This window comes from Staphylococcus sp. HMSC067F07 (assembly GCF_001837405.1).
In the GTDB taxonomy this organism is placed as follows: Bacteria; Bacillota; Bacilli; order Staphylococcales; family Staphylococcaceae; genus Staphylococcus; species Staphylococcus capitis.
Genome location: NZ_KV832237.1, coordinates 659,521 through 672,267, shown reverse-complemented (window position 1 = coordinate 672,267; position 12,747 = coordinate 659,521). Strand labels below are relative to the sequence as shown.

Annotated in this window: 10 protein-coding genes and 1 riboswitch; of the genes, 8 read left to right on the top strand and 2 right to left on the bottom strand. The window is 32.4% G+C overall.

The window, feature by feature from the left end; all coding sequences use genetic code 11:
* Positions 1 to 666, bottom strand: a complete 666-nt coding sequence (queC, locus tag HMPREF2706_RS10160) for a 7-cyano-7-deazaguanine synthase QueC (RefSeq protein ID WP_049428785.1) — start codon at positions 664 to 666, stop codon at positions 1 to 3.
* Between the two features lie 141 nt (positions 667 to 807).
* Positions 808 to 854: riboswitch (PreQ1 riboswitch) on the bottom strand.
* A 118-nt stretch (positions 855 to 972) separates the two neighbouring features.
* On the opposite strand from queC, the gene HMPREF2706_RS10155 reads away from it, so the two are divergent.
* The 6 genes from HMPREF2706_RS10155 (at position 973) to ltaS (ending at position 7,812) form a co-directional block, all read left to right on the top strand.
* Complete coding sequence (locus HMPREF2706_RS10155; protein ID WP_049428783.1) at positions 973 to 1,560, top strand: anthranilate synthase component II; 588 nt, start codon at positions 973 to 975, stop codon at positions 1,558 to 1,560.
* On the top strand, positions 1,550 to 2,704 hold the full coding sequence (locus tag HMPREF2706_RS10150) for a chorismate-binding protein (protein WP_070862380.1): 1,155 nt from the start codon (positions 1,550 to 1,552) through the stop codon (positions 2,702 to 2,704). Before HMPREF2706_RS10155 ends, HMPREF2706_RS10150 begins: the two co-directional genes overlap by 11 nt.
* A 1-nt stretch (position 2,705) precedes the next feature.
* Positions 2,706 to 3,314 (top strand): aminotransferase class IV, encoded by a 609-nt coding sequence (locus HMPREF2706_RS10145; protein WP_002433444.1) that lies wholly within the window; start codon positions 2,706 to 2,708, stop codon positions 3,312 to 3,314.
* A 270-nt stretch (positions 3,315 to 3,584) separates the two neighbouring features.
* Positions 3,585 to 4,295 carry a 5-oxoprolinase subunit B family protein gene (locus tag HMPREF2706_RS10140; protein ID WP_002433099.1) on the top strand — a complete coding sequence of 237 codons (711 nt, stop codon included), beginning with the start codon at positions 3,585 to 3,587 and terminating at the stop codon, positions 4,293 to 4,295.
* Positions 4,279 to 5,283, top strand: a complete 1,005-nt coding sequence (locus HMPREF2706_RS10135; RefSeq protein ID WP_002433206.1) for a 5-oxoprolinase subunit C family protein — start codon at positions 4,279 to 4,281, stop codon at positions 5,281 to 5,283. Before HMPREF2706_RS10140 ends, HMPREF2706_RS10135 begins: the two co-directional genes overlap by 17 nt.
* Before the next feature lie 588 nt (positions 5,284 to 5,871).
* Entirely contained in the window at positions 5,872 to 7,812 is a 1,941-nt protein-coding gene (gene ltaS, locus HMPREF2706_RS10130) for a polyglycerol-phosphate lipoteichoic acid synthase LtaS (protein WP_002433215.1), read from the top strand.
* A 178-nt stretch (positions 7,813 to 7,990) separates the two neighbouring features.
* Here the strand turns inward: ltaS and HMPREF2706_RS10125 are convergent, their stop codons facing one another.
* A complete protein-coding gene (locus HMPREF2706_RS10125) occupies positions 7,991 to 8,806 on the bottom strand; it encodes a ZIP family metal transporter (protein WP_002433109.1) in 816 nt (271 codons plus the stop codon).
* A 121-nt stretch (positions 8,807 to 8,927) separates the two neighbouring features.
* On the opposite strand from HMPREF2706_RS10125, the gene HMPREF2706_RS10120 reads away from it, so the two are divergent.
* Positions 8,928 to 10,817 (top strand): ABC-F family ATP-binding cassette domain-containing protein, encoded by a 1,890-nt coding sequence (locus tag HMPREF2706_RS10120; protein WP_176746164.1) that lies wholly within the window; start codon positions 8,928 to 8,930, stop codon positions 10,815 to 10,817.
* A gap of 10 nt (positions 10,818 to 10,827) precedes the next feature.
* Positions 10,828 to 12,609, top strand: coding sequence for a DNA helicase RecQ (gene recQ, locus HMPREF2706_RS10115; RefSeq protein WP_176746163.1), 1,782 nt, complete (start codon positions 10,828 to 10,830; stop codon positions 12,607 to 12,609).
* Positions 12,610 to 12,747: the final 138 nt, after the last annotated feature.

Genomic DNA, 12,747 nt, shown 5'->3' with positions numbered 1-12,747 from the left:
TTACTCGACTCCTTTACTTTCTAAATAATGATGTAAACCACGTGCTCTTAACTTGCAAGCAGGACACTCTCCACATCCATCTCCGATAACACCGTTATAACACGTTAGTGTATTATGGCGTACATAATCTAATACACCTAATTCATCACTTAATTCCCATGTTTGAGCTTTATCTAGCCACATTAATGGAGTATGAATGACAAAATCTTTATCCATTGAAAGGCTCAATGTCACATTCATTGATTTAATGAAACTGTCTCTGCAATCTGGGTATCCTGAAAAGTCAGTTTCGCATACGCCAGTGATGATGTGTTTAGCATTAAGTTGGTAAGCTAAGGCTCCGGCAAATGATAAAAACAATAAATTACGTGCAGGAACAAATGTATTAGGTATACCATCATCATTTTCTTCAATCTCTAAATCATGTTGTGTTAATGCATTAGGTGTGAGTTGAGATAAAAGAGACATATCTAAGATATGATGTTTTAAATTTTGTTCATTTGCAATTTTTTTAGCGACTTCAATTTCAGTATCGTGTCTTTGACCATAGTTAAATGTGACAAGTTCTACTTCTTTAAAATGTTTTTTTGCATAAAATAAACAAGTCGTACTGTCTTGACCACCACTAAATACTACGATAGCTTTGTCTAAGGTACTTTTAGTCATAGCAATTACTCCTCATCATTAAAATTTGACATAAAAAAAGTCTATCTCTATAAAAAAGATAGACACGAGGATGTAAGAACACATATAGTTTTAATCAAATAACCAAAAGTATATGTATACTCACATTCATTGGAGTTGAATACTCGTCTAGTTTTTTATAGAGGGTTTCGGCTAGGAACCTCTTTTTTATTAATTTTGTACGCAAAATAGAATAAACGATATACTGTATAAAATCAAGTCACGTTCTGTGATAATAGAGTGACAAATATAATAAAATAATAAAATTTAATTTTTCGGAGCAAACTTATGATTGTAATGATAGATAACCATGATTCTTTTACTTATAATTTAATAGATTATCTTAAAGTTCAAACGACTGATGAGGTTAAAGTTATATCAGTTGATGAAGTATCAATTACAAAGCTTAAAAAGTTGAGTCCTAAAGCTATTATTATTTCACCTGGGCCCGGTAAACCAAGTGATTATCCGGTACTTTCAACCATTATTTCTCATTATGACCAACTTATTCCAATTCTTGGCGTTTGTTTAGGCTTCCAACTCATTGTTGAATATTATGGTGGTCGTATTATTCATAGCCCTAAACCTATACATGGTCATACCACTACTCTACGCCATACCAATGAAGGTATTTTCAAAGGACTTCCTCAAGAGTTTAACGTGATGAGATATCACTCATTAATGGTAGATTCAGAATACATACCAAACACTTTAAAGGTCACTGCGACTAATGACGAGAATGTTATTATGGCAGTTCAACATCAATATTTATCCATTTACGGTGTGCAATACCACCCAGAATCTATTTTAAGTGAATATGGTCATGACCAACTTAAATTATTTTTAAATGAGGCAGGCGTTGAATATGCATGTTGAATTCAATTACCGATATTTTGAAGATGAAGAAAGTTGTACGGATTATCATATTCTGATGGAAGAATATCTAGATTCTAAGATTGCATACAGTGTTGAGGAAGTGGGGAATGTTATTCATTTTGCTGAAAATGAACAGCAAAAAGGTTACTATGTCGCAGTATATATAGCGTATGAAGCGGCTCCCTATTTTAATAAGCATATGTGTGTAAATACAACAGGGGAAGCAAAGATTTTAGCAGCTGCATATTCTTTCAAGTGTGGTCGAGATGTAGAGAGAAATCGTCGTCATGATGGTGCTCATACAAATAATGCTTTATCGCATCATTTTAAATTCATAGAAAGTGATGAAGCAATGATTGACAAAATAAAGCACATTCAAAAAGCCATAGTAGATGGCCATACATATCAAGTTAACTACACTACGCGATTAATTTCAGATATTCAGTTACCTATTAAAGCACTATATGACAAACTGAATAATCAACAAAATGGTAGTTATACAGCTCTAATCGATACACCAGATATAAAAGTAGCGTCTATTTCTCCAGAGTTGTTCTTTCAAAAAGGAAAATTTAAAGGTAAGAGCAACATCATTGTTAGTAAACCTATGAAAGGAACTATGCCCAGAGGTCGAACTATAGAGGAAGACGAAACATTATATAATAAATTAATACATTCTGATAAAGATAGAGCCGAAAATGTCATGATAGTAGATTTGTTAAGAAATGATATTTCTCGAATTTCACAAAGTGGCACAGTTAATGTATACAAACCATTTATGATTGAGCGTTATAACACAGTATTTCAAATGACGAGCATGGTTACTGGACAGCTGGAGTCAGAAATGAAGCTCATAAATATTTTAACTGCTTTATTTCCTTGTGGATCAATTACAGGCGCACCTAAATTAAGTACCATGAAATATATTGAACAATTAGAATCATCCCCTCGCTCAATATATTGTGGAACGATAGGTATGTTACTACCAGAAGGACGTATGATTTTTAATATTCCAATACGTACGATTGAATATAGAAATCAAAGTGCAATCTATGGCGTTGGCGCTGGTATTACTATTGATTCTATCCCTGAAAATGAAGTTCAAGGATTTCACGACAAAACTAAAATCTTGGAGAATTTGTAAGATGCAATTATTTGAAACAATGAAACTTGAAGATGGTTGTATATATAGAGAAGTTTATCATTTAAAAAGAATTACAGAATCAAGCAAAGAGTTAAAATTTAATTTTGATCAACAGCAATGGTATGAGTTAACTCAAATGATAAAGACGACATATCCAAATGGCAAATATCGTTTGAAGTTAACTTTAGAACAAAATGGGCAATTAAATTATGTACTCGCACCTTTAGCAGATAAGACATTTTTTACAGCAAAAATGGTTCAAAGATCTCATCTAGTAAAAGAATCGATTATCGTTAATAAAACTTCTGAACGTCATTATCTAGAACATAGTCATGAAACAGATTTAATACTTTTATATGATGAAAATGGAAAAATTTTGGAATTTGACATTGGCAACATTATGATCGAGGAAGGAAATGAATGGTACACACCATGTTATAACGATGACTTTCTACGAGGTTGTATGCGTCAATCACTTATTGATCAAGGTAAATTAAAAACGAAGAATATAGATATAGATGATTTTAGAAAGAAATTACAAAGAAAACAAATTAATGTCTATTTAATCAATAGTCTACGAGAGGTTGCCGATGTCAAAATTTATCTATAAAATTAATATGAAAGAAATTTGAATATTTAAAAGAAGAGGTAGCCTATGACAATCTTATGGTTAGTTATCTTAGTTGTGCTCGCAATTTTAAATAAATATATTGTTCAAAAATTGTTATCGCAAAATAAAATGCTTTACGCACGAATTTGTGCAACGATAACTAGCCTATGTGCATGTCTATTGGTTTATCTTTTAATAAAATCGTTGATGCCGCATGTCATTGATTTAATGAATGTGTTTTATCATTACTAATTTGTATGAGGTGGAAATATGAAAATATACAGTCAAGGCGACCAAGCTATTGTTGTATCTATTGAAAAAGATGTATCTCAAAACCTTACAGAGGATTTATTAGCATTAAGATCATATTTAATTGATAAAGCATATCCATTTATTACTGAAATTGTACCTACAGAATCTGATTTGATGATTTGCTATGATGCTAGAGACATGATTAAACATCACAATATTCAATCACCATTTTTATATATGAAAGCTTTAATTGATTCAATACAAATGGAAATTAACCACCATGAGGGTGAACAACAACTTATTGAGGTACCCATCGTATATGGTGATGAATTTGGTCCAGACCTCCCTGAATTATTGAAGCATCTTAAACTTAAATTATCGGACTTTATACAATTACATACCGGTGCGAACTACTTTGTTTCAATGATGGGATATTCTCCTGGATTTCCATATTTAACGGGTATGCATAAAAAGTTACATGTTAATCATACGAGTAAACACAAAAAATTTATCCCAGCTGGTTCAGTTATTCTTGAGGGGAAAAAATGTGGAATTGTAACTACTGATACGTATAACGATTGGTTGGTCATAGGATATACACCACTTAAATTATTCTTTCCTAATCAAGAAGATTTTACGTTATTTAAATTAGGGGACAATGTAACTTTCAAAGCGAAAGAGAAAAACGATATAGAGCTAGGAGATTTTAAACATGTCAATCATAATTGAAAATAGTGGGCTATTTAGTAGTTTTCAAGATTTTGGGCGAGATGGTTATGAACATGACGGCGTAATACCTGGTGGGGCTTTAGATGATTTAGCTCATGAAATTGCAAACCGACTTGTAGCCAATGACAAAAATGAAGCTACGCTTGAAATGACACATAAAATGGCAACGATTCGTTTTACTGAACCTGCGTTGATTGCTTTAACTGGTGGTAATTTCAAAGCCGAAACTCAAAATATAAAAGTATACCCTAATAAATTATATCTTATAGAAAAAGGGGAAGTACTTAAATTTAAAGAAACAAGTCGCACCTCACGTGTATATCTAGCAATTGGTGGAGGATTTAAGTTAGATAGATGGCTTGATTCTACGTCTACAGATTTTAATGTTAAAATAGGTGGTTTTAGAGGGAGGAAATTGGAAAACGGGGATGAAGTAGAATTAAAACGCGACTATTCTAAACGTCATATTAAATTATTTGAAAACTTAGCTAAAACACGGACAACGGATTGGGGAATAGATGGATATGCACTATCCTTTAACTACATTTCAGACGTATTTCATGTAGTTAAGAACAAAGGTACCGAGGATTTTAAGAAGGATGCTATTCAACGTTTTACGTTAACTGATTATAAAGTATCTAGTAAAACGAATAGAGTAGGAATGTTATTAGATGGTCAGAAAATCAAAGCCTATTATGATGATATGCCGGCACATCAATCAGTTAAAAAAGGAACAATACAAGTTAAAAGAGATGGTACACCTATCGTCTTATTAAATGATCACTATACATTAGGAAGTTATCCTCAAATTGGAACAATAGCAAGTTATCATTTAACAAAGTTAGCTCAAAAACCTCAAGGGTCTAAATTAAAATTCCAATTTATAGATATTGAAACAGCGGAGAAGAATTTGATTAAGTATAGTAACTGGTTAAACCAGCTGTTTCATGGTATTGAGTATCGTATGCAACTTGAAATGATGAAATAGCTAGTTGAAGAGGATAAATTAAAGTTTTTTATTAGCTAGTACTAAAGTATGATGAAATGATTGGGATAAATAATTATAATTAGATATTGTTTTATAAAATCTTTGAGTCGCACAACTATTTGATTTATTTGTATTAGTGACAATAACATACTTTTATATCGTGTTTTTACTTGATATTTGTAACACATTACTATATATTTATAAATTGAACTATGTATTATTGTTACAATATGATTACAAACATCATAATTTCTTAATAAAAAGTTAACATCTTTAAAGAATGAGTTAGTACTAAACTTTATTACGAACTAGCTTACATTGAATTATTAATAATGAATTTTATAAAATGAATAAATAGTTATCAAACACTGAGCCAATGGAACATTAAAGGAAATAAAAATAACCAGTAAATATTGAATTGTCGGAAAGCGACAATATATCATTTTGATAATTAAGTATTAAATCCAAAGTACGTATTAAGTTTTATAATTAATTTCTGATTATCAACTTTGAAATTTTTTATTTGATTATTAAACATTGTGATAAATGTATAAAAATGATTTATTACTATTAACGGAGGAAACAAACATGAGTTTACCCAAAAAGAAAATTAGTCTTTTTGCGTTCTTCTTATTAACGGTATTCACGATTACCTTGAAGACGTATTTTTCATATTATGTTGATTTTTCTTTAGGTGTTAAGGGATTAGTTCAAAACTTAATATTACTTATGAATCCTTATAGTTTAATTGCACTAACTTTGAGTGTGTTCTTATTCTTTAAAGGTAAGAAAGCTTTCTGGTTCATGTTTATTGGGGGATTCCTATTAACGTTTCTACTTTATGCAAACGTTGTGTACTTCCGATTTTTCTCAGACTTTTTAACATTTAGCACATTGAACCAAGCAGGTAACGTTGAATCAATGGGTGGCGCTGTCGGAGCATCATTTAAATGGTACGACTTCGTTTATTTCATTGATACGATTATTTACCTTATTATTTTAATTTTTAAACGTAATTGGTTGGATACAAGAGCATTTAGTAAGAAATTTGTTCCAGTTGTAATGGCAGCTTCAGTGGCATTATTCTTTTTAAACTTAGCATTTGCAGAAACAGATAGACCTGAATTATTAACTAGAACATTTGACCATAAATATCTTGTTAAATACTTAGGTCCTTATAACTTTACTGTTTATGATGGCGTGAAAACAATCCAAAACAATCAACAAAAGGCACTTGCTTCTGAAGATGATTTAACCAAAGTTTTAAATTATACAAAGCAAAAGCGCACTGAACCAAATCAAGAGTATTATGGTGTAGCGAAAAAGAAAAATATTATTAAAATACACTTGGAAAGTTTCCAAACTTTCTTAATTAACAAAAAGGTAAACGGTAAAGAAGTTACCCCATTCTTGAATAAATTATCAAGTGGTAAACAAGACTTTACTTATTTCCCTAACTTCTTCCATCAAACTGGACAAGGTAAAACATCCGATGCTGAGTTTACTATGGATAATAGTTTATATGGATTACCACAAGGTTCTGCATATTCACTTAAAGGCGATAACACTTATCAATCATTACCAGCTATTTTAGACCAAAAAGAAGGTTACACTTCAAACGTTATGCACGGTGACTATAAAACATTCTGGAACCGTGACCAAGTGTACAAACATTTTGGTATTGATAAGTTCTATGATGCAACATATTTTGATATGTCTGATGATAATATTGTTAACCTTGGTCTTAAAGATAAACCGTTCTTTAAAGCATCAGCTGACTATCAATCTAAAATGAAAAAACCGTTCTACTCTCATATGATTACATTAACGAACCACTATCCATTCACATTGGATGAAAAAGATGCATCAATTGATAAACCTAACACAGGTGACACAACAGTAGACGGTTATATTCAAACAGCACATTATCTTGACCAAGCTTTAGAAGAGTACATTACTGATCTTAAGAAAAAAGGTCTTTACGATAATTCAGTTATTATGATTTACGGTGACCACTATGGTATCTCTGAAAATCATAACAACGCTATGGAAAAACTATTAGGTGAGAAAATCACTCCAGCTAAATTTACTGATTTAAACCGTACTGGTTTCTGGTTGAAAATACCTGGTAAATCAGGTGGTGTAAATAAAGAGTATGCTGGCCAAATGGACGTTATGCCAACAATTCTGCACCTAGTAGGTATCGACAGTAAGAACTACTTAATGTTTGGTACAGACATGTTCTCTAAACAACATAATGATGTTGTACCATTTAGAAACGGTGACTTTATTACTAAAGATTATAAATACGTAAATGGTAAGCTTTACTCAAATAAAGATAATGAATTACTAACGAAGAAACCTAAGGACTTCGACAAGAATAAGAAACAAGTTGAGAAAGATCTTGAAATGAGTGATAGCGTTCTTAACGGTGACTTATTCAGATTCTACAAAAATCCTGACTTCAAGAAAATTAACCCATCTAAGTATGAATACAAAACAGGTCCTAAAGGTAACGAGAAAAAATAATACTACACATCAATCTGGATTGAGTAGCTTAACCAAGTTTACTCAATCCAGATTTTTCCATTTCACAAAAAAAGAGGGCTATCAGATTCTTCGCGTATCGCGAAACAATTTATCTGATAGTCCTCTTTTTTATATAAGCAAAAATTAATCTAAATTAATTAATGTAACTTAAATACAACTAACCCAGAGCAACATCAAGTATCATCATAATCGTAAACCCAATCATTAAGCTCATTGTAGCTAAATCAGTATTATTACTTGATTGAGAATCTGGGATAAGTTCTTCAACGACGACAAAGATCATCGCACCAGCGGCAAAGGCTAATGCATAAGGTAAAACGGGATTTACAACTAAGATAGCAGCTGCACCAATTGTTGCAAAAATAGGCTCAACAATAGCTGAAGCTTGCCCATAATTGAAAGATTTCAATCGAGAAGCACCTGCAGCTCTGATTGGCATGGATAATGCAGCACCTTCAGGAATATTTTGAATACCAATACCTATAGCAAGACCTATTGCACCTAAGAAAGTGGCTTGTCCATTACCTGAGACAACGCCTCCAAACGCTACACCAATTGATAATCCCTCGGGAATATTGTGTAGCGTAATTGCTAATACAAGTAATGTATTTTTACCGAGTGATGTTTTCACACCTTCACGCTGTTGATTTTTATCTTGAGCATTTTGATGAATATGAGGAATAACATAATCTAATGCTCGAATAAAGAAGCCTCCAAGAATAAAACCTATTGCAGCAGGAAGCCATGGAACCGAACTTCCTTTACTCGATTCAATAGCAGGTTCTAATAAGGACCAAAAACTTGCCGCTATCATAATACCTGCTGCAAAACCTTGCATTGAGTTTAAAACTTTATCATTTACCTTCTTAAACACAAAAACAGCTGCCGCACCAAGCGCAGTTAATAACCACGTGATGATACCAGCTGTGAGTGCTTGAATATATGGTGGCAGATTTTCAAAGAATTGTGCCATAAGTATGTCTCCTTGTATCATTTAAGTCTAAAAAGGTGTATAATATATAGAACTGAATTAAGCTTAACAAAATTATTTTAAAAATTCGATAGTTGACAATATTCTTTATTTGAAAAGGAAGATAAGCATGGAAGCATATAAAATTGAACATTTAAATAAATCCTATGCAGATAAAGTCATATTCGACAATTTAAATTTATCTATCTCAGAACATGAAAGAATTGGTCTTGTAGGAATTAATGGTACAGGGAAGAGTACATTACTCAAGGTTATCGGTGGCATAGATGAAGATTTTACTGCAGATATTATTCACCCTAATCAATATCGAATACGTTATTCATCTCAGAAGCAAGATTTAGATGGAGATATGACAGTATTTGAAGCAGTATTAAGTTCGGACACACCTACATTAAGTATTATTAAAGCATACGAAAGTGCTGTAAATGCTTATGCAGCTGATCAAAGTGAAACAAAATTAAATACTATGATGCGTGCGCAAGAAGCAATGGATAGGAATGAAGCGTGGGACTATAATGCTGAAATTAAAACGATATTATCAAAATTAGGCATTAATGATACTAATAAATATGTTCGAGAGCTTTCAGGTGGTCAACAAAAACGCGTTGTTCTAGCTAAGACGCTTATTGAACAACCAGATTTATTGCTACTTGATGAGCCCACAAACCATTTAGATTTTGAGTCCATTAACTGGTTAATTAATTATGTAAAACAATACCCGCATACTGTTTTATTTGTAACTCACGATCGTTATTTCCTAAATGAATTATCTACTCGTATCATTGAATTAGATAGAGGGAAGTTAAATGCATACCCAGGTAATTACGAAGATTACATAGCAATGCGTGCTGAAAATGAGATAATTGAACAAAAGCAACAGCAAAAGCAAAAAGCACTATATAAACAAGAATTAGCTTGGATGCGAGCGGGAGCTAAGGCGAGAACAACAAAACAACAAGCACGTATTAACCGATTTAATGATCTTGAATCAGAAGTAAAGAGTCACCATTCTCAAGATAAAGGAGAATTGAACCTTGCATATTCTAGGCTTGGTAAACAAGTTTATGAATTAGATCATGTAACGAAGTCGATTAAAGACAGAGTATTATTTAAAGATATTACTGAAATTATTCAAAGTGGGCAACGCATAGGCGTTGTAGGGCCTAATGGCGCAGGTAAAACAACATTACTAAATATACTAAGTAATGAGGACCATGACTTTGATGGAGAGTTAAAGATTGGGCAGACTGTTAAGGTAGCCTATTTTAAACAAACAGAGGAAACGTTAAATCGCGACATTAGAATGATTGATTATTTACGTGAAGAAAGTGAAGTGGCTAAAGAGAAAGATGGAACTTCGATTTCTGTCACTCAATTATTAGAGCGATTCCTATTTCCAAGTTCTACTCATGGTAAGAAAATTTATAAACTATCCGGTGGAGAACAAAAAAGACTTTATTTATTACGTCTATTAGTACATAAACCTAATGTACTTTTACTAGATGAGCCAACAAACGATTTAGATACTGAAACGCTCACTATTTTAGAGGATTATATCGATGATTTCGGTGGTTCTGTAATAACTGTTAGTCACGATCGATATTTTCTTAACAAAGTTGCACAAGAGTATTGGTATATTCATGATGGTTACATGGAAAAAATCAAAGGTACATTTGAAGATTATGAGGCTTATAAGAAAGAACAAGATAGGCAAACATCATTAGCTAAACAATCTGCACAACAATCTAAACAACAGGCGCAAACAAGAAAGAAATCAGGGTTATCTTATAAAGAAAAATTAGAATACGAAACAATTATGACACGTATTGAAGAGACGGAAGAAAGATTGGAAGTCATTGATGAAGAAATGGTAGCCGCCAGTGCGGATTATGGCAAAATCAAAGAACTAAATGAAGAAAAAGAACAACTTGAACAAACATATGAAGCAGACATCACAAGATGGAGTGAACTTGAGGAAATAAAAGAACAATAAGGGGAATGAAATCATGCAAGAAACTTTATCGCATTATTTTGGTTACGAAACATTTCGACCTGGACAAAAGGAGATTATAACCAAAATATTAGACCATCGCAATACGCTTGGAGTTCTTCCAACCGGTGGCGGTAAATCAATATGCTATCAAGTACCAGGACTAATGCTTGGAGGCACGACGATTGTTATAAGTCCACTTATTTCATTAATGAAAGACCAAGTTGATCAGCTCAAAGCGATGGGCATCAAAGCTGCTTATTTAAACAGTAGTCTGACTCAGAAGCAACAAAAAGAGGTTGAACAAGAACTTAAGCAGGGTGACATTCAATTCTTATATGTAGCACCTGAGAGATTTGAGAACTCTTATTTCTTAAATTTACTTCGAAAAGTTAATATTCATTTAGTTGCATTTGATGAAGCACATTGTATTTCTAAATGGGGTCATGATTTTAGACCAAGTTATCAAAGTGTTATTCACAGAGTATTTTCTTTACCTCAAGATTTCACGATTGTAGCGTTAACAGCTACCGCTACGGCTGAAGTTCAACAGGACATTATGGAAAAGTTAAACATCGGCAAAAATGACGAAATTAAGACGAGCACGAAACGTCGCAATTTAATTTTCAGAGTGAACCCAACGTACCAACGTCAAAAATTTGTAGTGGACTACGTGACTAGTCATGAAGGACAAGCAGGTATTATTTATTGTTCAACTCGTAAACAGGTTGAAGAGTTAAATGAAGCTTTAGAAAATGAAAACGTTAAAAGTACAATTTATCATGCTGGTCTCACAAATAAAGAACGTGAAGAAGCGCAAAACGATTTTCTATACGATCGTGTAGAAGTGGTTGTCGCAACAAATGCCTTTGGAATGGGAATAGACAAATCAAATGTGCGCTATGTTGTTCATTATAATATGCCTGGAGATATAGAATCTTATTATCAAGAAGCTGGACGTGCTGGTCGTGATGGTTTAAAAAGTGAATGTATCCTATTATTTAGTGAACGAGATAAGGGCTTACATGAGTATTTTATTACTGTTTCACAAGCAGATGAAGATTATAAGGATAAAATGGGTGAAAAACTCACTAAAATGCTTCAATATACAAAGACTAAGAAATGTCTCGAGGCAACGATTGTGCATTACTTTGAACCAAATGAAAATTTAGAAGAATGCGATCAATGCAGTAACTGTATACAAGAAAATAAAACATATGATATGACACGTGAAGCTAAAATGATAATAAGTTGTATAGCTAGAATGAAACAACAAGAGAGCTATAGCGTTATTATTCAAGTATTAAGAGGCGAAATTACAGATTATATAAAATACAATGATTACGATCAACTTACAACTCATGGGTTGATGAAAAACTACACTACATCTGAATTAGCGCATTTAATTGACGAGTTACGTTTTAAAGGTTATCTCAATGAAAATGATGAAATCCTCATATGTGATAATTCAGTTAAAGATTTACTTAATGATAGTACGAAAGTTTATACTACGCCGTTTAAACAAAAAAGCAAAGAAAAGGTTTATATCAATACGGTCGAAGGTGTCGATCGCGCACTTTATAGTGAACTTGTTGAAGTACGTAAACAACTTAGTGATAAATTAGATATCCCTCCAGTGAATATTTTTTCTGATTATACACTTGAAGAATTTGCGAAACGTAAACCAGAAACTAAACAAGAAATCATTTCAATAGATGGAGTAGGAAGCTATAAATTGAAGCATTACTGTCCAAAGTTTTTAGAAAAAATACAGACCTATAAAACAAGTATATAATACATTATCCTAACAACGACAAAGTCTATCTTATCTAGATTTTGTCGTTGTTTTTAAATTAACGCGTAATTTTTGAACTATTGATGATATCACTTTTGCAAAAATAAAATACTCTCTTCTAAAACGCCCATAAATATA

What these genes read in the sequence shown, in the direction of transcription:
- queC (WP_049428785.1), bottom strand. Translation starts at nt 666, where the DNA reads ATGACTAAAAGTACCTTAGACAAAGCTATCGTAGTATTTAGTGGTGGT.
- HMPREF2706_RS10155 (WP_049428783.1), top strand. Translation starts at nt 973, where the DNA reads ATGATTGTAATGATAGATAACCATGATTCTTTTACTTATAATTTAATA.
- HMPREF2706_RS10150 (WP_070862380.1), top strand. Translation starts at nt 1,550, where the DNA reads ATGCATGTTGAATTCAATTACCGATATTTTGAAGATGAAGAAAGTTGT.
- HMPREF2706_RS10145 (WP_002433444.1), top strand. Translation starts at nt 2,706, where the DNA reads ATGCAATTATTTGAAACAATGAAACTTGAAGATGGTTGTATATATAGA.
- HMPREF2706_RS10140 (WP_002433099.1), top strand. Translation starts at nt 3,585, where the DNA reads ATGAAAATATACAGTCAAGGCGACCAAGCTATTGTTGTATCTATTGAA.
- HMPREF2706_RS10135 (WP_002433206.1), top strand. Translation starts at nt 4,279, where the DNA reads ATGTCAATCATAATTGAAAATAGTGGGCTATTTAGTAGTTTTCAAGAT.
- ltaS (WP_002433215.1), top strand. Translation starts at nt 5,872, where the DNA reads ATGAGTTTACCCAAAAAGAAAATTAGTCTTTTTGCGTTCTTCTTATTA.
- HMPREF2706_RS10125 (WP_002433109.1), bottom strand. Translation starts at nt 8,806, where the DNA reads ATGGCACAATTCTTTGAAAATCTGCCACCATATATTCAAGCACTCACA.